The sequence below is a fragment of the Mycobacterium seoulense genome, assembly GCF_010731595.1.
Taxonomy (GTDB): Bacteria; Actinomycetota; Actinomycetes; order Mycobacteriales; family Mycobacteriaceae; genus Mycobacterium; species Mycobacterium seoulense.
The window spans coordinates 5,178,449-5,200,088 of record NZ_AP022582.1 but is presented as its reverse complement, the minus strand read 5'-3'; the positions used below and the strand labels follow the sequence as shown (position 1 = coordinate 5,200,088).

General features: G+C 67.2%; 26 protein-coding genes and 2 pseudogenes. 2 read left to right on the top strand and 26 right to left on the bottom strand.

The features are described from left to right. Positions 1-2: 2 nt before the first annotated feature. The 11 genes and pseudogenes from rplE to G6N37_RS24155 all read right to left on the bottom strand — a co-directional run bounded on the left by rplE (position 3) and on the right by G6N37_RS24155 (position 7,797). Complete coding sequence (gene rplE, locus G6N37_RS24205) at positions 3-566, bottom strand: 50S ribosomal protein L5 (RefSeq protein WP_163683875.1); 564 nt, start codon at positions 564-566, stop codon at positions 3-5. Beyond that, entirely contained in the window at positions 566-883 is a 318-nt protein-coding gene (gene rplX, locus G6N37_RS24200; protein WP_067273078.1) for a 50S ribosomal protein L24, read from the bottom strand. Before rplX ends, rplE begins: the two co-directional genes overlap by 1 nt. Further along, on the bottom strand, positions 884-1,252 hold the full coding sequence (gene rplN, locus G6N37_RS24195) for a 50S ribosomal protein L14 (protein WP_003403649.1): 369 nt from the start codon (positions 1,250-1,252) through the stop codon (positions 884-886). A gap of 189 nt (positions 1,253-1,441) precedes the next feature. After that, positions 1,442-1,978 (bottom strand): DinB family protein, encoded by a 537-nt coding sequence (locus tag G6N37_RS24190; protein WP_163683874.1) that lies wholly within the window; start codon positions 1,976-1,978, stop codon positions 1,442-1,444. Positions 1,979-2,036: 58 nt separating this feature from the next. Further along, positions 2,037-2,324, bottom strand: coding sequence for a hypothetical protein (locus G6N37_RS24185; RefSeq protein WP_163683873.1), 288 nt, complete (start codon positions 2,322-2,324; stop codon positions 2,037-2,039). 202 nt (positions 2,325-2,526) lie between these two features. Further along, positions 2,527-2,871, bottom strand: a pseudogene (locus tag G6N37_RS24180) (hypothetical protein); the annotation flags it as partial. A gap of 137 nt (positions 2,872-3,008) precedes the next feature. Further along, positions 3,009-3,485, bottom strand: a complete 477-nt coding sequence (locus tag G6N37_RS24175; protein ID WP_163683872.1) for a hypothetical protein — start codon at positions 3,483-3,485, stop codon at positions 3,009-3,011. A gap of 84 nt (positions 3,486-3,569) precedes the next feature. Beyond that, positions 3,570-4,773: pseudogene (locus tag G6N37_RS24170) on the bottom strand (HNH endonuclease signature motif containing protein); the annotation flags it as partial. A gap of 41 nt (positions 4,774-4,814) precedes the next feature. After that, positions 4,815-5,777, bottom strand: coding sequence for a DUF4436 domain-containing protein (locus G6N37_RS24165; protein WP_163685454.1), 963 nt, complete (start codon positions 5,775-5,777; stop codon positions 4,815-4,817). A gap of 132 nt (positions 5,778-5,909) precedes the next feature. Then, entirely contained in the window at positions 5,910-6,824 is a 915-nt protein-coding gene (locus G6N37_RS24160) for a formylglycine-generating enzyme family protein (protein WP_163683871.1), read from the bottom strand. Between the two features lie 34 nt (positions 6,825-6,858). Next, a complete protein-coding gene (locus G6N37_RS24155) occupies positions 6,859-7,797 on the bottom strand; it encodes a DUF4436 domain-containing protein (RefSeq protein ID WP_163683870.1) in 939 nt (312 codons plus the stop codon). Positions 7,798-8,051: 254 nt separating this feature from the next. Between G6N37_RS24155 and pstS the strand changes: the two genes are divergently transcribed. Then, positions 8,052-9,200, top strand: a complete 1,149-nt coding sequence (pstS, locus tag G6N37_RS24150; protein WP_163683869.1) for a phosphate ABC transporter substrate-binding protein PstS — start codon at positions 8,052-8,054, stop codon at positions 9,198-9,200. A gap of 3 nt (positions 9,201-9,203) precedes the next feature. Here pstS and G6N37_RS24145 read toward each other — a convergent pair whose 3' ends face one another. From G6N37_RS24145 to G6N37_RS24075, 15 genes are all read right to left on the bottom strand, one after another. After that, complete coding sequence (locus G6N37_RS24145) at positions 9,204-10,139, bottom strand: DUF4436 domain-containing protein (RefSeq protein WP_163683868.1); 936 nt, start codon at positions 10,137-10,139, stop codon at positions 9,204-9,206. A gap of 43 nt (positions 10,140-10,182) precedes the next feature. After that, positions 10,183-10,857, bottom strand: coding sequence for a hypothetical protein (locus G6N37_RS25970; protein ID WP_232075173.1), 675 nt, complete (start codon positions 10,855-10,857; stop codon positions 10,183-10,185). Next, on the bottom strand, positions 10,832-13,192 hold the full coding sequence (locus tag G6N37_RS24135; protein ID WP_163683867.1) for an arylsulfatase: 2,361 nt from the start codon (positions 13,190-13,192) through the stop codon (positions 10,832-10,834). Before G6N37_RS24135 ends, G6N37_RS25970 begins: the two co-directional genes overlap by 26 nt. A 115-nt stretch (positions 13,193-13,307) precedes the next feature. Then, positions 13,308-13,655, bottom strand: coding sequence for a 30S ribosomal protein S17 (gene rpsQ, locus G6N37_RS24130; protein ID WP_163683866.1), 348 nt, complete (start codon positions 13,653-13,655; stop codon positions 13,308-13,310). Continuing rightward, on the bottom strand, positions 13,655-13,888 hold the full coding sequence (rpmC, locus tag G6N37_RS24125; protein ID WP_066951916.1) for a 50S ribosomal protein L29: 234 nt from the start codon (positions 13,886-13,888) through the stop codon (positions 13,655-13,657). Before rpmC ends, rpsQ begins: the two co-directional genes overlap by 1 nt. Then, entirely contained in the window at positions 13,888-14,304 is a 417-nt protein-coding gene (gene rplP / locus G6N37_RS24120) for a 50S ribosomal protein L16 (RefSeq protein WP_007167840.1), read from the bottom strand. The genes rpmC and rplP overlap by 1 nt, the downstream gene beginning before the upstream one ends. 3 nt (positions 14,305-14,307) lie before the next feature. Beyond that, positions 14,308-15,147 (bottom strand): 30S ribosomal protein S3, encoded by an 840-nt coding sequence (gene rpsC / locus G6N37_RS24115; RefSeq protein WP_083171572.1) that lies wholly within the window; start codon positions 15,145-15,147, stop codon positions 14,308-14,310. After that, positions 15,147-15,713 (bottom strand): 50S ribosomal protein L22, encoded by a 567-nt coding sequence (gene rplV / locus G6N37_RS24110; protein ID WP_163683865.1) that lies wholly within the window; start codon positions 15,711-15,713, stop codon positions 15,147-15,149. Before rplV ends, rpsC begins: the two co-directional genes overlap by 1 nt. Then, on the bottom strand, positions 15,710-15,991 hold the full coding sequence (gene rpsS, locus G6N37_RS24105; RefSeq protein ID WP_010908582.1) for a 30S ribosomal protein S19: 282 nt from the start codon (positions 15,989-15,991) through the stop codon (positions 15,710-15,712). The genes rplV and rpsS overlap by 4 nt, the downstream gene beginning before the upstream one ends. Positions 15,992-16,012: 21 nt before the next feature. After that, positions 16,013-16,855 (bottom strand): 50S ribosomal protein L2, encoded by an 843-nt coding sequence (rplB, locus tag G6N37_RS24100; protein ID WP_055401875.1) that lies wholly within the window; start codon positions 16,853-16,855, stop codon positions 16,013-16,015. A gap of 29 nt (positions 16,856-16,884) precedes the next feature. Further along, the gene (gene rplW, locus G6N37_RS24095; protein WP_065441075.1) at positions 16,885-17,187 is read right to left on the bottom strand and encodes a 50S ribosomal protein L23; all 303 of its coding nucleotides are present in this window, start codon (positions 17,185-17,187) and stop codon (positions 16,885-16,887) included. Further along, positions 17,187-17,840 (bottom strand): 50S ribosomal protein L4, encoded by a 654-nt coding sequence (gene rplD, locus G6N37_RS24090; RefSeq protein WP_163683864.1) that lies wholly within the window; start codon positions 17,838-17,840, stop codon positions 17,187-17,189. The genes rplW and rplD overlap by 1 nt, the downstream gene beginning before the upstream one ends. Beyond that, on the bottom strand, positions 17,840-18,493 hold the full coding sequence (gene rplC, locus G6N37_RS24085) for a 50S ribosomal protein L3 (RefSeq protein WP_163683863.1): 654 nt from the start codon (positions 18,491-18,493) through the stop codon (positions 17,840-17,842). The genes rplD and rplC overlap by 1 nt, the downstream gene beginning before the upstream one ends. 15 nt (positions 18,494-18,508) lie before the next feature. Continuing rightward, entirely contained in the window at positions 18,509-18,814 is a 306-nt protein-coding gene (gene rpsJ, locus G6N37_RS24080) for a 30S ribosomal protein S10 (RefSeq protein ID WP_003873519.1), read from the bottom strand. A gap of 348 nt (positions 18,815-19,162) precedes the next feature. After that, positions 19,163-19,819, bottom strand: a complete 657-nt coding sequence (locus G6N37_RS24075) for a TetR/AcrR family transcriptional regulator (protein WP_163685451.1) — start codon at positions 19,817-19,819, stop codon at positions 19,163-19,165. 98 nt (positions 19,820-19,917) lie between these two features. Between G6N37_RS24075 and G6N37_RS24070 the strand changes: the two genes are divergently transcribed. Further along, the gene (locus tag G6N37_RS24070) at positions 19,918-21,513 is read left to right on the top strand and encodes an MFS transporter (RefSeq protein ID WP_163683862.1); all 1,596 of its coding nucleotides are present in this window, start codon (positions 19,918-19,920) and stop codon (positions 21,511-21,513) included. Positions 21,514-21,640: the final 127 nt, after the last annotated feature.

Genomic DNA, 21,640 nt, shown 5'->3' with positions numbered 1-21,640 from the left:
GCTCAGTTCTCCTTGAAGGGAAAGCCGAGGGCCCGCAACAGCGCTCGTCCTTCGTCGTCGTTCGTCGCCGAGGTGACGACGTTGATGTCCATGCCGCGGACCCGGTCGATCTTGTCCACGTCGATCTCGTGGAACACCGACTGCTCGGCCAGCCCGAACGTGTAGTTGCCGACACCGTCGAACTGCTTGGGCGACAGCCCGCGGAAGTCGCGGATACGCGGCAGCGCGATCGAGGTGAGACGGTCCAGGAACTCCCACATCCGGTCCCCACGCAGGGTGACCCGGGCGCCGATCGGCATGCCCTCGCGCAGCTTGAACTGGGCGATGGACTTGCGCGCCCGGCGGATCTCGGGCCGCTGCCCGGTGATCAGCGCCAGGTCGTTGACCGCGCCGTTGATCAGCTTCGCGTCCCGCGCCGCGTCGCCGACGCCCATGTTGACGACGACCTTCGTCACGGTCGGGATCTGCATGACGTTCCCGTAGCCGAACTGCTGCAGCAACGAATCACGAATCTCGTTGCGGTAGCGCTCTTTCAGGCGCGGCTGCACCTTTTCTGCAGTGCTCATCAGATGTCCTTGCCATTGCGCTTGGAGATGCGGACCCGCTTGCCGGTCTCCTCGTCGACCCGGTAACCGACGCGAGCGGGCTTGCCGTCGGAGTCGACCACCATCACGTTGGAGACGTGGATCGGGGCTTCCTGGGTGACGATTCCGCCCGACTGGGCCCCGCGCTGGTTGCTCGAGATCGCGGTGTGCTTCTTGATCCGGTTGACGCCCTCGACCAGGACCCGATTGCGCTCCGGGTAGGCCTGCAGCACCTTGCCTTTGGCGCCTTTGTCCTTGCCCGCGATGACCAAGACGGTGTCGCCTTTGCGGACCTTCATCTACAACACCTCCGGGGCAAGCGAGATGATCTTCATGAACCGCTTCTCACGCAGTTCGCGGCCGACCGGCCCGAAAATGCGCGTGCCACGCGGGTCGTTGTCGGGCTTGATGATCACCGCGGCATTCTCGTCGAACTTGATGTAGCTGCCGTCCGGGCGGCGGCGCTCCTTGACCGTGCGTACCACGACGGCCTTGACGACATCCCCACGCTTGACGTTGCCGCCGGGAATGGCGTCCTTGACGGTGGCGACGATGACGTCTCCGATGCCGGCGTAGCGTCGCGACGAACCGCCGAGCACCCGGATGCACAAGATCTCCTTGGCGCCGGTGTTGTCGGCGACCTTCAGCCGCGATTCCTGCTGAATCACTCGATCTCCTGACCTGGTTGCGTGTGCACGGCAGGAGGCAAGCCACAGCCCACCGAAAAACCTGACATGCGCGGTCTTTGTCGCCGAAGGGCACGCGGGGCCGATTCGCACCGGCCGAGGTCTGCCCAAGGCAACCCCTAGAGTCTAGGGGACGACCAGCTCAGAGCCAAATTCGCGGCCCAGGCCGGTTCAAGGAGCCGTTTCCCCGATGGTCCGGATATCGCCGAGATGGTGCACACCTTCGTGCATGGCCTGGCGCACGAGCCAGCGGGCGGTGCGCTGCTCGCCCGGCAACCTGCTGCCGGTGCGGTCCCAGCCCTCGTCTTGGATGCGCGCGACCTCGTCGCGGAACCCGCCGGCGGCGGCCGCCAGCTCGTCGAGGGTCGCATCGATGTCGCAGTCGTTGTAGCGGAAGCGGCGGGCCCGCAGATCGTTGAGCATCGGCTCCCAGGCGGGCTGCTGCTCGGTGCGGACGCGGTGCAGCCGGATGGTGAAGCTCACGTAGACGTCGCGCAGGTGGCAGAGGTATTCGGCGACCGACCACACTTCCGGGCTGGGCCGTGCCCGCCGCGCGTCAGGCGAGATCGCGGAGACCACGTCCCGAACCGCGTCCGGCAGGCCGGCGATGACGGCGATGGCGTCCTCGACCCGGGTGTCCGGGTAACTCACACCACAGGCAGCGCAGACGTGGTCTTCGGCCGCCAACGGGGGCAGCGGAGCGGGCATTGTGCAATCTTGCACCTAGGACGGCGGTGGGTCTTCGGGAGAAGGACCCGATTGATTCCTAGGCTTTGTCTGCACCCACCAGCCAGGCGGTGATGTCGTAAGGAGGGGGCCCGTCCGTAGCGCTTATTCGTCTGCACGAGACAAAGCTCGACTCGCCAGGTGCGAGCTTGTAGACGTATTGATCGTTGAACTGCTCAGCACCTTTTGTGCGTTGAACCGCCACGGTCGCGCGGATCGGGGCTTCTTTGGAGCCGTTGATCACATGCCAGGAGAAGAACCCGCCGCACGCGTTGTCCGGCCAGCTCTCCACCGAAGCCAGGTGGCCGGGGTCAACCGTGTCGGCCAACGCGAATCCCGGCGCCCCGGCGATCGGAACGCAAACGGTGAGTAACGCAACAGCTTTAGCGACGCATCTCACGATCATGTTCTCCAGAATTGGACACACGGATCGTACCTCCATAGCGGGTCGAAGCGCTGATAATCGGGCGCATTTATCGACCGTGGCCCAGGTCAGGGCTTCGTGGGCGGTGACCGACGATGACCGGCCGTCAGAAGGGCGGGGGGTCGTGGTCGGGGTCGGCGGTGGTGACCGGGGCGGCTTGGCGGGCCTGGCGGTTGTGTCGGCGTTCGGTGGCGGTGCGGGTGGCGCGGTCCTGGGCGCGGGTGCGGCGCCGGCGCGGCATCATCGCGGTGCGCCCGGCGCAGAAGTCCTGCGGGGGGTCGGCTTCGGGGGCCGCCATGCCGCCCACGGCCCGGCTCAGGCTGGGGAACAGCAGCGCGCTGCCCGGGGTGGTGACATAGGTGTGCCCGGCCGGGGAGGTCCAGATCAGGGTGCCGTCGGGCAGCTGTTTGTCCTGCCAGCCCCAGAAGGTTTTCACCAGATGATGGCTGCGACTGGCTAAATTACGTTTCAGCCGGTCGCCTTTGCCGCTCGTGTTGCCGGGCAAATCAAGCATTTATTCGACCTCGGACGAAGGTTGGCTGACGCCACGCACGTGGCGTCCTCATCCGAGCTGGCCGGCGACGCTCGTCAGGCGCCACAGAAGCGGCTGTAGCCATACTTCTGTGAGCACCAGATGTCACCTGCGTGCGCATCGGTGAGTTCGGCATCGTTGTGGGCTAAGTGGAGGACGGTGACACCGTCTGGGGCCACGACGAGCTCGGCCTTCCACGCGGTCTGCTCGTTGATGTCGCCGTCCAGTCCGTCGCCCCAGGCACCGATGCGCTGCTCCAACCTGATCGCAAGACCCACGCCGTCGCCCTGCGTCCAGCGCATCGTCCACCTCTCGCCGTCGCGGGCGCTGGACCCGAGCAGCATCGTCCCGGTGCCGTCGGGCGCGATCGTCATCGTGCTTAGGTGTCTCTGCCAGTCTCCGACGTAGTCGCCGCGAGATGTCTGCATCGGCGGGTTGTCCGCCGGATCGGCGTTGGCGACCGCAGCATGCGCAATGAGGGCGGCCGCTGCTGCGGTGAGCGCCACGATCGAGCGGGCAGTAATTTTCGGCATAGCGAATGTCCCTTCCGGGGGTATTTGGTCGCACCAAGAACGCTACGACAGTTCGACCTGCACTAGACGAGTAACTGGAGTGCCGCCATCCTGCAGTTGCTTGTCCCGCCGGCCCCAAAATCTCTTCAGCAAGTGGTGGGTGCGGCACAAGCATTTGAGGTTGCCCGCGTGGGTGGGCCCACCCAGGGCAGAGGGGATGGTGTGGTCGAGGTCGCAGGTCAGCGCCGGGTGATCACAGCCCGGCCAGCGGCAGGTCAGATCGCGGCACCGCACGAAATCGGCCAACGCCGCAGAGGGCACATACCCGGGCTCGGGTGGGGCGTCGCCGGGGTGGATCAGCGGCACCAGCGTGGCCGCGCCGGCCAACTCGGCGAGCAACTCGGGGGGGATCAACCCCTCAGCGCCCAGCTGGCAGCCCGGGGCGCCGCCGCCGCCCTCGAGCGTGGCCTGTTCGGCGATGACATGGATCACCACCGGAGCGGCCGCGGGCCGGGCGCCGGCGGCGCAGTCCGCCCGTCCGCACCGGCATGCCAGCCGGTCGGCCCCGGCGGCCAGCGCGCCCAGGGCATCGGCGCGGCGCTACACGCGGCTACGCGGATCGTGGGCACACACCGTCCCCGCCAACACATCCAGCCGGTTGTCCAGGGCGGCCGCATCGGGGCTGCACACCACGCCCTCGATGCGCGCCAACCCCTCACCCATCTCACCGATCCACACCTCGCGCCCCGCCGCGCGGTCCCGACGCCGGCGCACCGCATCGGCGTCGGCGCCCGCCACCACCTTGTCCACCCGGGCAGCCAGCCGGGCCGGGGTCAGTGACGGCCAACGCCCCACCTGCGCGGCCAACCGCGCATCCACGGCCGCCACCACCTCGGGGTCGGTGATCAAATCGGTGCGAAACACCAGCGTCGCCACCATCCGAAAATCGATGTCCCCGGCGGCGAACACCTCGGCCACCCGCGGCAACCGCTCACGCAGCGCCCGGGCATAACGCACCCGGCTGGCCGCCAGGCCCTGACCGATCCGCAACTCGCGGCCACCTCAGCGGCCACCGCCGCCTCGGTATCGATAGCCCAATCCTCACACTCGCCACACCGCGAGAGCCGATAGGCAAACAACTCCCCGATCGCCGCCAACTGCGCGGCCACCGCCCGATTCTCCACCCGCGCAAAACAGCCGATCCGCTCCGCAGCCCCGCCGACTCCCCCGTCTTCGACGGATACCGCCGCTCAAAGAGCTCATCGAACGCCGCGATCACCCCCGCCGACGACACCCTCGAATCGAACATAGGTTCGATTCTGCCACCACGGTCCGACAAAGATCGACGCGCTAGTCCCCCTGCCGGATCCAGGCGAAGATGTACAAGCTCATCGCCGTCACGAGCGCGATCAACACCCACTGCACGATGGCTTGGTCGATCCACGATCCGGGCGGCGGAGCGCCGGGGAGGATGTTGCGCAGCGGGACGATGGCGAACAGGTTCGCGGCGTACCACGTCGCGAACGGCGGGAGAAACTTCCTTCTGCCCAGCGCCATCGGAATGGCTACCAGCAGCGCCAACGTGGGCAGGCTGATCAGGACCAGGCAGATGCCCAGGTCGAAGATCAGCGGTCCCTTGGCCCGCTTCAGGGTGATGACCACGTTCCCGTTGTCGGTGCCGCGCTGCGTCGGCAGCGCCGCGGGGTCGTGGACGCGGTTGACCGTGATGTCCCACCCGTCCAATTCCCCCGTCACCTCGACCCGCGCGGGCACCTTCTTCAGGTTGTCGCCCGACCCGACGAACGCGTCGGCGGAAATCGGCTCGGTCCGATAGGAGTCGAACGGCCAGTTACCCGGATCGCCGTGCGCCTCGACGGTGGTACTGAGTTGCGCCGGCGCCCTGCCCTTCGGGTAGTGCAGGTCCCCCAGGTCGCTCGTCGGGTACAGGCGCACGGCGACGTCGGTACCCAGCACGTCGAATCGGTTGTCGTACGCCGAAATCCCGGGATAGACAAGCACATTCACCGCGAGGTGCTTGGCAACCGGCTTCAATTCCTCGACCTGCAACTGCACGATGGTCGCGTCGCCCCCACCCTGGCTGAGATCCAGCGGCGGGAGTGGTCCCTCGGACCTTTCGAGCCAGTGGACGCCGAAGAGGGACAGCACGTAGGCGGTGATGACGACCGCCAGAACGGCCACCCCGATCACCATCCGCGGCCGGTTCCGCTTGTGTTTGCCGGACGACTGTGCGGGCGACGGCGGCACGTCCGATGGGGGCGGCGGGGCCAGCGCCGCGGGCGCCTCGGCGGTCATTGCCAGCCCAGTGGCGATTTGGGGCGCGTCGACGGCCACACGCGGTCAGATGCTAGCGAACTCGCGCGGACCGTGCGCGCCGACGAATCCCCCGTCATTCGCCGTCCATACCGCCGTAACCCGTTGGCCCCGTCAGCTTTGGGTGGTGCCCCGACGATCGGACGCCGTTTGCTGCGCGACACAGCGGAACCCGATGTGGGTGGTAGCCGTGTCCTGCGACTGGGGTGACCGCGCGGCCGCGCGGTACCGGTGACAGTATTCCGGCGCGCACAGGTGCGAGCCGCCCTTGAGCGTCTGGCTCACCGCCGGATCCGCCGGCCCCGTTGGGGCGCAACAGGCTTTCGGCGGCTCATCGAGGCGGTGGTGCGCGGAGAACCTCGTGGCGGTCCACTCCCAGACGTTGCCGATCATGTCCAGCAGGCCGAACCCGTTGGGGGGAAACGTCCCCACCGGCGATGTGCCCACCCAGCCCAGCGCGCCGTCGTTGCGGTACGGGAAGCGGCCCTGCCACGTGTTGGCCATCAACCGCCCGCCGGGGTTCGGCTCGTCGCCCCATGGGTACGTCGCGGCACTTCCACCCCGGGCCGCATACTCCCACTCGGCCTCGGTCGGCAGCCGCCGGCCGGCCCAGCGCGCGTATGCGGCGGCGTCGGGATAGGCCACTTGAACGACCGGGTGATCGGCCCGGTCGGCGAGGTCACTGCCGGGCCCGAACGGGCGCCGCCAACTGGCGCCCGGCACCCAGTGCCACCACTGCCGCCAGTCGCGCAGGTCGACCGGTCCGGGCGTGGGGCGGAAGACCATGGCCCCGGGACACAGGTCCGCCGGATCCGCCCCCGGGTACAGCGCCGGGTCGACCGGCTGCTCGGCAACCGTCACATAGCCTGTGACGGAAACGAATTCGGCGAACTGCGCGTTGGTCACCGGGTGCCGCTCCACCGCGAAGGCGGGAAGCGTCACGGTGTGGATCGGCGCCTCTTCGGGATAAAAGCTGGTCGATCCCATCCGGAACGATCCGCCCGGTAGGTCGACCAGTTCGGTGAGCACCACCCCAGGGTATGCCCGCCGTTTCCCGGGCGGGTCAATCCGATTGTCGATACCAGGTGACCATGTAGAGGCCCATCGCCCCGACGAGCGCTATCAGGACCCAGATCACCAGGGCCTGGTCGATCCATGCGCCCGGCGGTGGCGAGCCGGGAAGGAAGTTACGGATCGGGATAACGGCGAACAGCATGGCGGCGAACCACGTCACGAACGGCGGCACGAACTTCCTTCTGCCCAAGGCAATTTGGATGGCCACAGCGAACGCCAGAGTGGGCAGGGCGAAAAGCACCAAGCAGATACCCAAGTCGAAGATCAACGGGCCCTTGGCCCTGTGCAGCGTGATGATCACGTTGTCGGGACGCTCCGACTCCTGGCTGGCTTCGCCGACGCGCTGGACGCTGACATCCCAGCCGTCTAACGCCCCGGTCACCTCCAACCGGGCGGGCACGTATTGGCGGGCATCGCCCTGGCCGACGAGCACCTCGGCCGACATGGTGTCGGTCCGGTAGGAATCGAACGGCCAATTATTGGGATCACCGTGCGCCTCGATGGTGGTGGCAACCTGCGCCGGCGACTTTCCCGCCGGATACTGCAGGTCGCCCAGGTCATTCGGCGGGTCCATCCGCACCGCGGTGTCCGTCTTGAGCACGTCGAGTCGTTTGTCGAACATCGAATCCTCAGGAATCACAAGCACTTTCACGGTGAGGCGGTTGGCGACGGTATCGAGCTTCTCGAGGCGCACCAATACGACGGTGTCGTTGGTCGCATTCAGGTCGGGCGGCTTGAGCGGTCCCGCGGACTTGGCCAGCATGTGGACGCCAAAGAGCGAGAGCCCGTAGACGATGAGAAAAGCCACGACGATGCCCACGCCGATCGCAGCGCGTCGTCGGCGCCGGGTGGACGGGTTCGCGGGCGGGTGTTCCTGCGGCATCGGCGGCGTGGGAGGCGGCGGTGCGGTGGGAGCCTGGTGGGTCATCTGTCAACACCTCGTTGGACCGGCGGGAGGTTGCGCGGGGGGCACACGAAGCCAGACGCTAGCAAACACGTACCCTCCGCGTGGCGTTATCGAAAATTAGCCATAAAGACGCAATTTCCGCAACCGGTCGCACGCGGGTCGGCCCTCCAGCGAAAGCTGCGGGCTGTTGGACGACCCCTGATCGCGCAGTCGGATCGATGACCCGTTCATCCGTTGTTGGTCCGGCCGTTATCCGATGACGCTAAATGTGACGGATGCCGAACCGGTGCGTCGCGGAGCAGAGCCGATCGGCCGCCGCCATGAGCGTGCTGGTCGCGGCTCTCGTCGCGGTCTCGGCATGCAGCACCGACCCCCACCCGACCCTGGCATACGCCGCCGGCGCCAAGGTGGACTGCGGCGGCAAGCAGACGTTGACGGCCAGCGGCTCGACCGCCCAATCCAATGCGATGACGAAGTTCGTCGCGGCCTACGGCAAGGTCTGTCCTGGCCAGGCCCTCAACTACACCGCCAACGGATCGGGCGCGGGCATCAGCGACTTCCTCGCGGGCAAAACAGATTTCGGCGGATCGGACACGCCACTGTCCGGAGACCAATACGCCGCGGCCAAACAACGTTGCGGCGGCGCCGACGCCTGGAACCTGCCCGTGGTGTTCGGCCCGCTGGCCATCACCTACAACCTCGGCTCGGTCGACTCCCTGGTCCTCGACGCGTCCACGATAGCCAAGATCTTCGACGGCACCATCAGGCGCTGGGATGACCCGGCCCTCACCGCACTCAACGCGTCCATGCCGGCCGAAGAGATTCGCGTCATCTACCGCAGCGACGCGTCCGGGACCACCGACAACTTCCAGTCCTACCTGCAGGCCGCGTCGGGCGGCGCGTGGAGCAAGGGCACGGGCAAGGCGTTCAACGGCGGCGTCGGCACCGGCGCCGCCGGCAACAACGGCACCGCGGCGCTGGTGAAAGCCACCGAGGGCGCGATCAGTTACAACGAGCTGTCTTTCGCGCTGCAGCAGGGGCTTTACGCCGCCGAGATCAAAACCCCGGCGAGCCGCCGCTCACTGCGGCCGGTGCGCATCGGCACCGACACCGTCGGCAAGACCATCGGCGGCGCCAAGATCATCGGCACCGGCAATGACCTGGTGCTCGACATCTCGTCGTTCTACAACCCCGCCCAGCCCGACGTCTACCCCATCGTCTTGGCCACCTACGAAATCGTCTGTTCCAAGTACCCCACGCTCGACGTGGCCAAGGCCGTCAAGGCGTTCCTGCAGGCGGCGATCGGACCGGGGCAGGTGGAGCTCGCGAAGACGGGCTACATCCCGCTCTCACCCGACTTCCAAGCCCGGGTGTCGAGCGCCGTCGACGCGATCAGCTCCGTGGAGGCACCGAATCCCGAGTAGGTGTCACGCCTTCTTCGGCGTCTTCTTCTCGCGCGATCGCCACCAGGCGACGATGAACAGGGACATCGCGGAGACCAGCCCTATCAATACCCACAGCACGATCGCCTGGTCGATCCAGGAACCCGGCGGTGGTGAACCGGGAAGGAAGTTGCGCAGCGGGACGACCGCGAACAGCAGCGCCGCGAACCACGTTCCCAACGGAGGCAGGAACGTGGTCCGGCCCAACGCCATTGGAATCGCCACCCACAATGCCAGCACGGGCAAGGCGATGAGGACCAGGCAAATGCCGACGTCGAAGATCAGCGGACCCTTGGACCGCTCCAGCGTGATGATCACGTTGTCCTGGACGTCCGGGTTCGGGTCTTCCGGGTCGTGGACGCGGGTCACCGTGGCGTCCCACCCGTCGAGCTTTCCGGTCACCTCCACGCGGGCGGGAGCTTTTTCGCGGTTCTGGCCAGAACCGGTGAACACGTCGGCGGCAATGACTTCCGTCTTGTAGGAGTCGAACGGCCAGTTACCGGGATCGCCGTGAGCCACCAGGCCGGTGCTGACTTGCGCCGGCGCCTTTCCGACCGGGTACTGCAAGTCCCCCAGATCGTTCTCCGGGTACAGGCGCACAGCCGCGTCGGTGGTCAGCACACCGAAGTTCTTGTCGTACAGCGAGTCCTTCGGGTAGACAAGCACGTTCACCGTCAGACGGTTCGCCACGGTATCCAGCTTCTCGAGGTGCACCTGCACGACGCTGTCATCGGCCTCGAGCTTGCTGAAATCCACCGGAGGCAGCGCGGGCGCCGACTTTGCCAGCAGGTGCACGGCGATCAGCGACAGCACGTAGATGACGATGACGGCCACGACGATACCGAAAGATATTGCGATTTGCCGGCCTCGGGGCGCGGCCGGCGCCGGCGGCGCGGGGGGCGCCGGAGTCCCGGCGGTCATTGAGCCATCACGGGCCAGATGCTAGCAGTGACAACGACAATTTTCATGGGATCGTGACGGCGAATTCCTGCATTACCGTAGATTTAGCCGCAGCGAAACCCGGCGCTTTGCCGGGCCCCTGAAGATGGACGACCACGAGATACGCACGGGTGTTGGTCCAGACGTGGGTGATGCGGTCGGCGAATTCGTTTGCTCCTGACCCGCCGCCGGTGCCGCTGAGCAGCTGGCTGCTGTAGCCACAGAACTGGGCGGCGGTGACGGTGACCTTCACGCCGGGGCTCGCCGTTCGCAAATCGGTGGCGTAGCGCAGAAACGCCCCGCCGGGTTCGAGGTCGGTGCGGGCGATGGTCACCCGCATCGACATGCCGTCGGGCCCGGCCGACGTCAACGCCACGTCACCGGTGCCCGGGGCCGAACTCCAGCCGTCCGGCAGCGCAACGGTGAGCACGGGCGCGACCGGGTCCGCCACCGAGGCCTTCGTCATGGAGCCGCTGGCGGGCGGCGGGAAGCACACCAGTGCGTTGGGCGGAATGTGGTCGGGCAGCGTGGTTTCGACGCCGGGTACCGGCTCGGCCGGATCGGGCACTCGTGTGCTGGACGTCGTCGGCGACGCGGCCCCACCCGTCGCGGTGCCGGCGGTGGTCTTCTCGCAGCCCACCGCCGCGATCGCCAACGAGCACAGCGCCAAGAATTCAATCGCGCGAAAAGGCAAGCGCAATTTCGGCTTCCACGTCTACATAGGGCCGGCCGGACAGGTCGATGGTGACCTGGGTGATGGTGCCACCGGTGAACGAGAACGGCGCCTTGTAGCGGCTGCATACCCCCGACCCGCCGTTGCGCCCGACGGTGATGCCGGCACCCGCGATCCCGAACGTTCCGGGATGCGTCTGCACGTCGGCGAGCGTGCCGACCACTTCGTCGTCGATGAACAGCGTGACGTCGCCGAGCGGCGTGTGGCTGTCCGGCACGGTTCCGGTCCGCGAATAGCTGACGCCGAACAGATGCTTGCCCAACGGCACCGCGCCCGACGAGGACACGGCCTGCTGCCGCTCACCGAGGAAGTTGTAGACGTAATGCAGGCGACCGTCCTGGATGAACAGCACGTGCCCGCCGTGGGCGCCACCCTGCTTGAAGAGCACGCCCTCCGCGCCGGTGGTATCCACGCTCACCTCGGCCAGCACCGAGAACGATCTGCCGCGGATTTCGGCGCCGGCACCGATGCTCACGTCCGCACAGTCGGGATAGTAGACGTAGCTTGACCTTTCACCGACAAGGTACGGGCGGAACCGCGTCATCGTCTCCAGGATGTTCAGGTCCGAGAGCGGCAGCCCGTTGTACTTGCCGGCTTCGGAGAACCACAGCGCCTTGAGTTCCTCGAGTTTGTCCGGGTGTTCGGCGGCCAGGTCGTGGCACTGGCTGCGGTCGGCCTCGATGTGAAACAGCTCCCAGCGGTCGGCGTCGAAATGCGACCACCCGGCCGGGGTGGCCGCATGGACGGTGTTGGCGAACCAGCCCTGATGCCATATCCCCCGGGTGCCGAGCATGGAGTAGAACTGGGTCTGCTTCCCGCTGTCGGCGGACGGATCGGCAAGGGCCGCTTTGAAACTCACACCGTCCAGTGGCTTCTGCGCGATGCCCCGGACGGTTTCGGGCGGTGTCATGCCGAGCAGGTCGAAGACCGTGGGCGTGATGTCGCAGACGTTGACGTAGTTGTCGCGGATTTCCCCATGTGCGGCAACGCCGTTGGGCCACGAGATGATCGCCGTATCGGCGATACCGCCCTCGTGCGACGCGTACCGCTTGTACAGCTTGTACGGGGTGTTGAAGGCCATTGCCCAGCCGATGGGGTAATGGTTGTAGGTCTGTGGGCCGCCGAGATGGTCGAACAGCTTCATGCTCTCTTCGACGGTGTCGATGTAGCCGTTGAAGAACTTGCCCTCGTTCACCGATCCGTTCGGACCGCCCTCCCCGCTGGCGCCGTTGTCGGAGATCACGACGATGAGGGTGTTGTCCAGCTGACCGGAATCCTCCAAATAATCCAGGATCCGGCCGATCTGGGCGTCGGTGTAGCTCAAGAAGCCGGCGAACACCTCGGCCATCCGGGAGAACAACTTCTTCTCGTCATCGCTCAGCGAATCCCACGGCCGCACCGTGTCCTGCAGCGGCCAGGGCTCGCCCTGCGGCCCCTTCACGTCGGCATAGGGGTTGACCGGCGACAGCTCGGTGTCCGGCGGCACGATGCCCATCGACTTCTGCTTTTCCAGCACGATCTCGCGGTAGGCCTCGTAGCCCATGTCGAACTTGCCGGCGTAGCGGTCGGCCCATTCCTTGAAGACGTGGTGCGGCGCGTGCCCGGCGCCCGGGCACACGTAGCTGAACCACGGCTTGTCCGGCGCGATCACCTTGGCGTCGCGGATGAACTCGATCGTCTTGTCGGCGATGTCCTTCGAGAGGTGATAGCCGTCTTCCGGTGTGCCCGGTGGGTTGACCGGATGGTTGTCGTAGACCAGATCCGGATACCACTGGTCGGTCTCGCCGCCGAGGAAACCGTAGAACCGCTCGAAGCCGCGCGAGGTCGGCCAATGTCGTTTCGTGGACGCCAGATTGGACTCTTCGAGCGGCGTCAGGTGCCACTTGCCAACGCAGTACGTGTTGTAGCCGCGCTCGGCGAGCACTTCGGAGAGCAGCGCGGTGTCGAACGGGATGCGACCGTTGGCGTTGGGGAACGCGTCGGTGAACTCCTCGATGGTGGCCATGCCGACCGTGGTGGCGTTGCGTCCGGTCAGCAGCGACGCCCGGGTCGGCGAGCAGAGCGCGGTGGTGTGGAATTGCGACAGCCGAACCCCGCGCTCGGCGATGCGGGTCATCGCGGGCATCTCGACCAGGCCGCCGAAGCAGTCCCACGTCGCAATGCCGGTGTCGTCCCAGACCAGGTACAGGATGTTCGGCGAGTTCTCCGGCGCGGTCGGCGCGGCGTACGGACCCCAGTCCGGCTCGGAGTCCCGGATATCCAGCTCGATCTTGCCCTGAAAGGCTTGGGAGTCAGTCGGCATGCGCCGAGCGTAGCCGCACGGTGAGCATTCCGATCCTGTTTTCAAAGCCCCGCCACGCGCGGCAAAGCAAAACGCCCGAGACCATCGGGTCTCGGGCGTTTCGATCTCGCTTCGGCTACTTGGCCTTCTCCAGGATTTCGACGAGCCGCCACCGCTTGGTCGCCGACGTGGGCCGCGTCTCCATCAGGGAGACGCGGTCGCCGATGCCCGCGGTGCTGTTCTCGTCGTGCGCCTTCACCTTCGTGGTGGTACGGATGATCTTGCCGTACAGCGGGTGGCGCACGCGGTCTTCCAACTCGACCACGATGGTCTTCTGCATCTTGTCACTCACCACGTAACCGATGCGCGTCTTGCGCCGACCACGCACCTTGGGTTTGGCCGGTGTGTGCTTGGGACCCTTCTCTTTCGAGCCGGTGTCCTTCGCGGCTGCCGCCTTCGGAGTCGCCTTCTTCGCTTCTGCCATCACGATTCCTTACCATCCGGCCCGGAAGCCAGGCCCAGTTCTCGTTCGCGCAGCACGGTGTAGACGCGCGCGATCTCCTGCCGCACCGCGCGCAGCCGGCGGTTGTTGGACAGCTGCCCCGTCGCCATCTGGAACCGAAGGTTGAACAGCTCCTCCTTCGATTCGCGCAGACGCTCGGTCAGCTCCTCGTCGGTGAGCTCACGCAGTTCGCCAGGCGAAATTCCCACTGCCATCAGAACTGATCCTCTCGGGTGACGATGCGTGCCTTGATCGGCAACTTGTGGATTGCGCGGGTCAGTGCCGCCCGGGCCACCTGCTCGTTGGGGTAGCTCAGTTCGAAGAGCACCCGGCCCGGCTTGACGTTGACCACCCACCATTCCGGCGAGCCCTTACCCGAACCCATCCGGGTCTCGGCGGGCTTCTTGGTCAGCGGCCGGTCCGGGAAGACGTTGATCCACACCTTGCCGCCACGCTTGATGTGGCGGTTGATCGCGATACGCGCGGACTCGATCTGCCGGTTGGTGACGTAGGCGTGCTCCAGGGCCTGGATGCCGTAGTCCCCGAAGTTCACCGCCGTGCCGCCGCTGGCGATGCCACGCTGGCGGGGGTGGTGTTGCTTGCGGTGTTTAACCCTGCGGGGGATCAACATGATTCAGCTCTCCGTGCTTTGCGGTTCTGCGGCGGGCGCCGTCTCCGCCGGCGCGGCCGCAGTGCTTTCTTCGGCGCCCGCGGCGGCGCGGCCGGCCTCGGTGCTGGTCGCCGTGGTGCCCGACGCGCCGCTGCGCCGGGGACGGGTACCCGTCGGGCGCTCGCGGCGCGGACGGTCAGCACCCGCCGGGGCGGCGGCGGCCAATTCACGCTTGCCGCCGACGATGTCGCCCTTGTAGATCCACACCTTCACACCGATCCGGCCGAAGGTGGTCTTGGCCTCGTACAGGCCGTAGTCGATGTCGGCGCGCAGCGTGTGCAGCGGCACCCGGCCCTCGCGGTAGAACTCCGAGCGGCTCATCTCCGCACCGCCCAGACGACCCGAGCACTGCACCCGGATGCCCTTGACGTTGGGCTGACGCATCGCCGACTGGATGGCCTTGCGCATGGCGCGGCGGAACGCCACGCGGTTGCTCAGCTGCTCGGCGACGCCCTGGGCCACCAGTTGCGCCTGAGACTCGGGGTTCCTGACTTCGAGGATGTTGAGCTGAACCTGCTTGCCGGTCAGCTTTTCCAGGTCCGCACGGATGCGGTCGGCCTCGGTGCCGCGGCGGCCGATGACGATGCCCGGGCGCGCCGTGTGGATGTCGACCCGGACCCGGTCGCGGGTGCGCTCGATCTCCACGTCGGCGATGCCGGCGCGCTCGAGACCGGTGGACAGCAGCCGCCGGATCGCAACGTCTTCCTTGACGTAGTCCGCGTACTGCTTGTCCGCGTACCAACGGGACTTCCAGTCCGTGGTGATGCCCAGCCGGAAGCCGTGCGGATTGATCTTCTGGCCCACTAGTCTGAGCCTCCCTTCGCCTCCGAGGTCTCAGCAGTTGCCTTAGAAGTCTTCGCCTCAGCGGTTTTCGCCGAAGCCTTCTTCGCAGGTGCCTTCTTGGCCGGCGCCTTGGCGGGCGCCTTGGAACCGGCCTTCTTCGCGGGTGCCTTCGCGGCGGCCTTGCTGGCTTCCGCGCGGCGGGCCCTCGTCGACTTCGCCGAACGCTCGTCCTTGGCCGGCCTGCTCTCCACCACGACCGTGATGTGGCTGGTGCGCTTGCGGATCCGGAACGCGCGCCCCTGGGCGCGGGGGCGGATGCGCTTGGCGGTCGGGCCCTCGTCGGCGTACACCGTGGCGACCACCAGCGTGGACGGGTCCAGCCCGTTGTTGTTCTGCGCGTTCGCGGCGGCGCTGGCGATCACCTTGGCCACCGGCTCACTGGCGGCCTGCGGCGCCCAGCGCAGAATGTCCAGCGCGTCGGCCACCGACCGGCCGCGCACCAGGTCGATCACCCGGCGCGCTTTCGTCGGCGACACCCGCACGAACCGCGCTTTGGCGACCGCCGACGGGAATTCAGTTGTGGTCATCGCCGTTTGGCCTTCCGGTCGTCCTTGATGTGTCCCTTGAAGGTGCGCGTCGGCGCGAATTCACCAAGCTTGTGACCGACCATCGCCTCGGTGACGAACACCGGGACGTGCTTACGCCCGTCGTGGACGGCGAAGGTGTGGCCGATGAAGTCCGGGATGATCGTCGAACGCCGGGACCAGGTCTTGATGACCTGCTTGGTGTTCTTCTCGTTCTGCACGTCCACCTTCTTGAGCAGGTGGTCGTCGACGAACGGGCCCTTCTTCAGGCTGCGTGGCATGGTTGGCTACTCCTCGAGTTCCTAGCGACCGTGCTTCTTGCCGGTGCGCCGGCGCCGGACGATGAGTTTGTTGCTGGCCTTGTTCGGGTGGCGGGTGCGGCCCTCCGGCTTGCCCCACGGGCTCACCGGGTGCCGGCCACCGGAGGTCTTACCCTCACCACCACCGTGCGGGTGGTCCACCGGGTTCATGACCACACCACGGACCGAGGGGCGCTTGCCCTTCCACCGCATCCGGCCGGCCTTGCCCCAGTTGATGTTTGCCTGCTCGGCGTTGCCCACCTCGCCGACCGTGGCGCGGCAGCGCACGTCGACGCGGCGGATCTCACCGCTGGGCATACGCAGCGACGCGTAGGTGCCCTCCTTGCCGAGCAACTGGATGCTCGAGCCGGCGGACCGCGCCAGCTTGGCACCACCGCCCGGCCGCAGCTCCACGGCGTGGATCACGGTACCGGCCGGGATGTTGCGCAGCGGCAGGTTGTTACCCGGCTTGATGTCGGCGTTCGCGCCCGACTCCACCACGTCGCCCTGCGAGAGGCCTTGCGGCGCGATGATGTACCGCTTCTCGCCGTCGAGGTAGTGCAGCAGCGCGATGTTGGCGGTGCGGTTGGGGTCGTACTCGATGTGCGCGACCTTGGCGTTGACCCCGTCCTTGTCGTTACGACGGAAGTCGATCACCCGGTAGGCGCGCTTGTGGCCGCCGCCCTTGTGGCGGGTGGTGATGCGGCCGTGCGCGTTACGGCCGCCGTGACCGTGCAGCGGGCGCACCAAGGACTTCTCCGGCTCCGACCGGGTGACCTCGGCGAAGTCGGACACGCTGGAGCCGCGGCGGCCCGGGCTCGTCGGCTTGTACTTGCGAATTGCCATGTCTAATCAGGTCTCTCTCTCGCGCGCGGCTAGGCCGGGGCCCCGAACAGGTCGATCGGCTTGCTCCCCGGTGCCAGCGTGACGATGGCCCTCTTGGTGCTCTTGCGCTTTCCGTATCCGGTCCGGGTGCGCTTGCGCTTGCCCTGCCGGTTCGCGGTGTTCACCGACGCGACCTTGACGGAGAAGATCTTCTCGATGGCGATCTTGATCTGCGTCTTGTTCGAATCGGGGTGCACCACAAAGGTGTACACGTTCTCATCCAGCAGCCCGTAGGACTTCTCCGAGATGACCGGGGCCAGGATGATGTCGCGGGGATCGGTGATGGTCGCCATCAGGCCGAAACCTCCTCGGTGCTAGCCGTGCTGCCCCCGATGTAGGCGTTGAGCGCCTCGACGCTGAACACCACGTCGTCGGAGCGCAACACGTCATAGGTGTTGAGCTGGTCGGGCGTCAGGATGTGCACACCGGGCAGGTTGCGCACGCTCTTGGCGCCGGCCTCGTCGCTGCGGCCGATCACGACCAGCACCTTCTTGCGGTCGGTCAGCGTGCCCAGAAAAGCCCTGGCGTTCTTGGTCGACGGCGTCTGACCCGACACCAGCTCGGTGACCGCGTGGATGCGGCCGTTGCGCGCCCGATCCGACAACGCGCCACGCAACGCCGCGACGATCATCTTCTTCGGGGTGCGCTGGGCATAGTCGCGCGGCTTCGGGCCGTGCACGACGCCACCACCGGTGAACTGCGGGGCCCGCGTCGAACCCTGACGGGCACGGCCGGTTCCCTTCTGCCGGTACGGCTTCCGCCCACCGCCGCTGACCTCGCCGCGGGTCTTCGTCGAGTGCGTGCCCTGGCGTGCCGCCGCCCGCTGCGCGGTGACCACCTGGTGCATCAGCGCGATATTGGCCGGGGCGTCGAACAATTCGGCCGGCAGCTCCACGGAGCCCTCGACCTTGCCGTCCGGCGTCTTCACGTCAATCTTGAGCGCCATTACTTCTCACCTCGTTTGATCGCGCTGCGGACCACCACGAGCCCACCGGTGCGGCCGGGGACCGCACCCTTGATCAGCAGCACGCCGTTCTCGGTATCGACCTTGTGCACCACCAGGTTCTGGACCGTCACCCGGTCGTTGCCCATCCGGCCCGCCATCCGGGTGCCCTTGAAGACCCGGGCGGGAGTGGCGCAGCCGCCGATGGAGCCCGGCCGCCGGTGCACCGCCTGCGCACCGTGACTGGCGCCCTGGCCGCGGAAGCCGTGGCGCTTCATGGTGCCGGCGAAGCCCTTCCCCTTGGAGGTTCCGGTCACGTCGACATAGGCGCCGTCGGCGAAGATATCCGCCGTCAGCTCCTGGCCGACCTCGTATTCGCTCGCCGCGGCCTCGTCATCCAGCCGCAGCTCGGCGAGGTGCCGGCGCGGGTTCACACCCGCGGCGCTGTACTGACCGGTCACCGGCTTGTTCACCTTGCGGGGGCTGATCTCGCCGTAGGCCAGCTGGACGGCGCTGTAACCGTCGCGCTCGGGTGTGCGGATGCGGGTGACCACATTGGGCCCCGCCTTGACCACCGTCACCGGGACAACCCGGTTGTTCTCGTCGAACACCTGCGTCATGCCCAGCTTGGTACCCAGAATGCCTTTTCTTGCCATGAGTTCACCAAGCCCCTACTGGATGTTGACGTCGACACTGGCCGGAAGGTCGATGCGCATCAGCGCGTCGACGGTCTTCGGCGTCGGGTCGAGGATGTCGATCAACCGCTTGTGAGTGCGCATCTCGAAGTGCTCCCGCGAGTCCTTGTACTTATGCGGAGAGCGGATGACGCAGTACACGTTCTTCTCAGTCGGCAGCGGCACCGGACCTACGACACTGGCACCCGTGCGGACGACGGTCTCGACGATTTTGCGCGCCGATGCGTCGATGGCCTCATGGTCGTAGGCCTTGAGCCTGATGCGGATCTTCTGTCCCGCCACGCTTCTCCTACCCTCACTCCACTTACAAAATCCGTGTCCGGACCTGGTGCTCCCAGCGCGCTGATCGTGCCCGAACCTGGGCCGATCGAGCGTCGCGCCGGATACTGCGCCGCTGTTTACCTGTCGTGGTCCACCGGCCCCCGCGGTCGGGCGTGTCACCCTCACGCAGCCTGGACCGCGGCGAAAATATGTCGCGCTCCAAGGATGGGACCGGACGCGCCCGTTTTGGGCGCTGGTCGTATGCCCGACCAGGCGCAAACCCGGCCCAAGGCAACCTGAACAGTATGCCCTAGATCGTGTGTTTGGCCAAATCTTGGCCGAGGGCCGCCGACCTGCCTTTTTGGGCCCTCAGGCGCCCGCCGATTCGACGCTCGCGCCGCCGGCCCGATTGTGTGCCCGCTGAACATAGAGGAAACCGTCGACCGCCGCGAGCGCGCACTCGCGGTAATCGAAGTCCGGAAGCGTGGACAGGCGCCCCAGCACCAGCGGACCGATGAGCAGCGCGATGGCCCTGGACCGGTCCACCTCGCCCAGTTCGGCGGCCTCCGGGCTGTCGAAGATGGCGTCGAACGGGGCCGCGTACTGCTGGGCGATGCGCTCGCGCAGCGTGGTGATCGCCGCGCTGTCCGCGGAGTGGCTGTCGCGGGGTTCCGGCATCTCCTCGAGATCGCGGCCCAGGGACAGCCACGACATGGCGGTCATGAGGGCGGGCGCCTGGGCCACCGACTCGGCCTGGGCCAACACCACCGCCACCAGCCGATCCCGCAGCGACCCCTCAGCCGGCGGGCTGGGCGACGGCGGGATGAGGCTGTTGAAAGCCGCTGCGAGCAAATCGTTTCCGCTGGGGAAGTGGCGATACAGCGTGGCCCTGGCTACGTTGGCGGTACGGGTGACCGCGTCGACGGTCACCGCGCTGGGCCCCCCGGCGCGCAGTAATGACGCGGCGGCCTCGAGTAAGCGCGCCCGCGAGCGTGCTGGACGCGGATCGGTAGTACCGCCGGTAATTGTGACCCACCTCCCACGTTTGGGAACAAGACTATCGGTCTACCTACAAGACTATTGGTCTCGAAACTTCCCGACGCCACCGTGAGGAGGCGCATCACATGGTCGAAACCCTGGTCCAGCCCGACCAGCGTACTGATGCAGTCAGCATCGGCGGTAGCCCCCGAGCGCGAAACTGGACGCTGGCCGTCGCCTGCATGGGCGTCGCGCTGGTCGTCGCGTCGATGACGGCGTTGAACACCACGCTGGGGGACCTCGCGGTGGCCACCTCGGCCACCCAGTCGCAGCTGAACTGGATCGTCGACGGATACACCGTGGCCCTGGCGTGCCTGCTGCTGCCCGCCGGCGCGATCGGCGACCGCTACGGCAGGCGCGGCGCGCTGCTCGTCGGGCTGGTCGTCTTCTCGGTCGGCTCGATGGCGCCGGCGGTGCTGCACAACCCGGCGCAGATCATCGCCGGCCGCGCGATCGCCGGGATCGGCGCCGCCTTCGTGATGCCGGCGACGCTGTCGCTGCTGACGGTGGCCCACCACAAGGACGACCGGACCAAGGCGGTCGGGATCTGGGCCGGCACGGCCGGCTCCGGCGGCGTCCTGGGCATGCTCGGTTCCGGCCTGCTGCTCCGCTTTTGGGACTGGCACGCGATCTTCTGGTCCCTGGGCGCCGCCGGGCTGGTGATCTTCGCGCTGGCGTGCACCATCGCCTCGTCCCGGGACGGCCGCGCGCCGCGGATCGACTGGCTGGGCGCGGCCCTGATCGGGGCCGCCGTCGCGATCGCGGTGGCCGCGATCCTCGAGGCGCCGACCCGTGGATGGAGTGAACCGCAGGTCTGGGGCGGGCTCGTCGCGGGCGCGGTGCTGGCCGCCGCGTTCGGTGTCGTCGAGCTCCGGCTCGCCCGGCGCAACCGGCAGCCGCTGCTGGACGTCCGGTTGTTCGCCGACGCGAATTTCGCCACCGGGGTCGCCGCGATCGTCATCCTGTTCGGCGCGACGTTCGGGTTCTTCTATGTCGGCATGCAATACGTGCAGCAGATCATGGGCTACTCGGCCCTGGCGACGGCAATCTCCTTCGGCCCGTTCATGGTGCCGCTGGGCATCTTCTCGGCGCTGTCGTTCTGGTACGTGCCCAAGCTGGGCCTACGGCTCGTGTTGTTCATCGGCACGCTGCTGATGGCGGCCGGGTTCGCCTGCATGTACCGGCTGAACCTGCACTCGACCTATGTCGAATTTTCCTGGCCGACACTGATATTGGCCACGGGCATCGGAATCTGCACCACGCCGACGACGTCGGCGATCATGGGAGCGGTTCCCGACGAGAAGCAGGGCGTCGCCTCCGCGGTGAACGATACGTCCCGGGAGATGGGCGGCGCGCTGGGGATCGCGGTGGCGGGTTCCATTCTGGCCGGCCGCTATTCGCACGAGCTTGCCCCGAAGCTGGCGGACTTCCCGGGGCCGGTCCGCGGCCCGGCGACCGATTCGCTGGCCAAAGCCGTCGAGGTGGCGAACCGGCTGGGGCCCCAGGGCCGCGAGCTGGCGGACATCAGCAAGACCGCTTTCCTGGCGGCCCTGCACGCCTCGACCCTCACGATGGCAGTGATCGTCGCGGCCGCCGCGGTGCTGATCGGGGTCTGGGCGCCCGGCCGCGACGGCAGGCAAATACGGCCGGTACGTCGGATGCTTTCCCGGCGCCGTAGCTGACCTGCGCTATATCCAATGCTGTTGTCCGACAGCGGCTTCACCGTGCATGTCGGCCTCCCGGATGCTTGAAAACCTCCGCGGCTTCTGGTATCAGAAATATATATCGACAGGTACAGGTCATCTCTGC

What these genes read in the sequence shown, in the direction of transcription:
- rplP (WP_007167840.1), bottom strand. Translation starts at nt 14,304, where the DNA reads ATGTTGATCCCCCGCAGGGTTAAACACCGCAAGCAACACCACCCCCGC.
- rplB (WP_055401875.1), bottom strand. Translation starts at nt 16,855, where the DNA reads ATGGCAATTCGCAAGTACAAGCCGACGAGCCCGGGCCGCCGCGGCTCC.
- G6N37_RS24070 (WP_163683862.1), top strand. Translation starts at nt 19,918, where the DNA reads ATGGTCGAAACCCTGGTCCAGCCCGACCAGCGTACTGATGCAGTCAGC.
- G6N37_RS24155 (WP_163683870.1), bottom strand. Translation starts at nt 7,797, where the DNA reads ATGACCCACCAGGCTCCCACCGCACCGCCGCCTCCCACGCCGCCGATG.
- G6N37_RS24135 (WP_163683867.1), bottom strand. Translation starts at nt 13,192, where the DNA reads ATGCCGACTGACTCCCAAGCCTTTCAGGGCAAGATCGAGCTGGATATC.
- G6N37_RS24145 (WP_163683868.1), bottom strand. Translation starts at nt 10,139, where the DNA reads ATGACCGCCGGGACTCCGGCGCCCCCCGCGCCGCCGGCGCCGGCCGCG.
- G6N37_RS24190 (WP_163683874.1), bottom strand. Translation starts at nt 1,978, where the DNA reads ATGCCCGCTCCGCTGCCCCCGTTGGCGGCCGAAGACCACGTCTGCGCT.
- pstS (WP_163683869.1), top strand. Translation starts at nt 8,052, where the DNA reads ATGCCGAACCGGTGCGTCGCGGAGCAGAGCCGATCGGCCGCCGCCATG.
- rplV (WP_163683865.1), bottom strand. Translation starts at nt 15,713, where the DNA reads ATGACCACAACTGAATTCCCGTCGGCGGTCGCCAAAGCGCGGTTCGTG.
- rplC (WP_163683863.1), bottom strand. Translation starts at nt 18,493, where the DNA reads ATGGCAAGAAAAGGCATTCTGGGTACCAAGCTGGGCATGACGCAGGTG.
- G6N37_RS24165 (WP_163685454.1), bottom strand. Translation starts at nt 5,777, where the DNA reads ATGACCGCCGAGGCGCCCGCGGCGCTGGCCCCGCCGCCCCCATCGGAC.
- rplX (WP_067273078.1), bottom strand. Translation starts at nt 883, where the DNA reads ATGAAGGTCCGCAAAGGCGACACCGTCTTGGTCATCGCGGGCAAGGAC.
- G6N37_RS24175 (WP_163683872.1), bottom strand. Translation starts at nt 3,485, where the DNA reads ATGCCGAAAATTACTGCCCGCTCGATCGTGGCGCTCACCGCAGCAGCG.
- rpmC (WP_066951916.1), bottom strand. Translation starts at nt 13,888, where the DNA reads ATGGCAGTGGGAATTTCGCCTGGCGAACTGCGTGAGCTCACCGACGAG.
- rplD (WP_163683864.1), bottom strand. Translation starts at nt 17,840, where the DNA reads ATGGCGCTCAAGATTGACGTGAAGACGCCGGACGGCAAGGTCGAGGGC.
- rpsQ (WP_163683866.1), bottom strand. Translation starts at nt 13,655, where the DNA reads ATGGCAGAAGCGAAGAAGGCGACTCCGAAGGCGGCAGCCGCGAAGGAC.
- rpsS (WP_010908582.1), bottom strand. Translation starts at nt 15,991, where the DNA reads ATGCCACGCAGCCTGAAGAAGGGCCCGTTCGTCGACGACCACCTGCTC.
- rplW (WP_065441075.1), bottom strand. Translation starts at nt 17,187, where the DNA reads ATGGCGACCATCACCGATCCCCGCGACATCATCCTGGCCCCGGTCATC.
- rplE (WP_163683875.1), bottom strand. Translation starts at nt 566, where the DNA reads ATGAGCACTGCAGAAAAGGTGCAGCCGCGCCTGAAAGAGCGCTACCGC.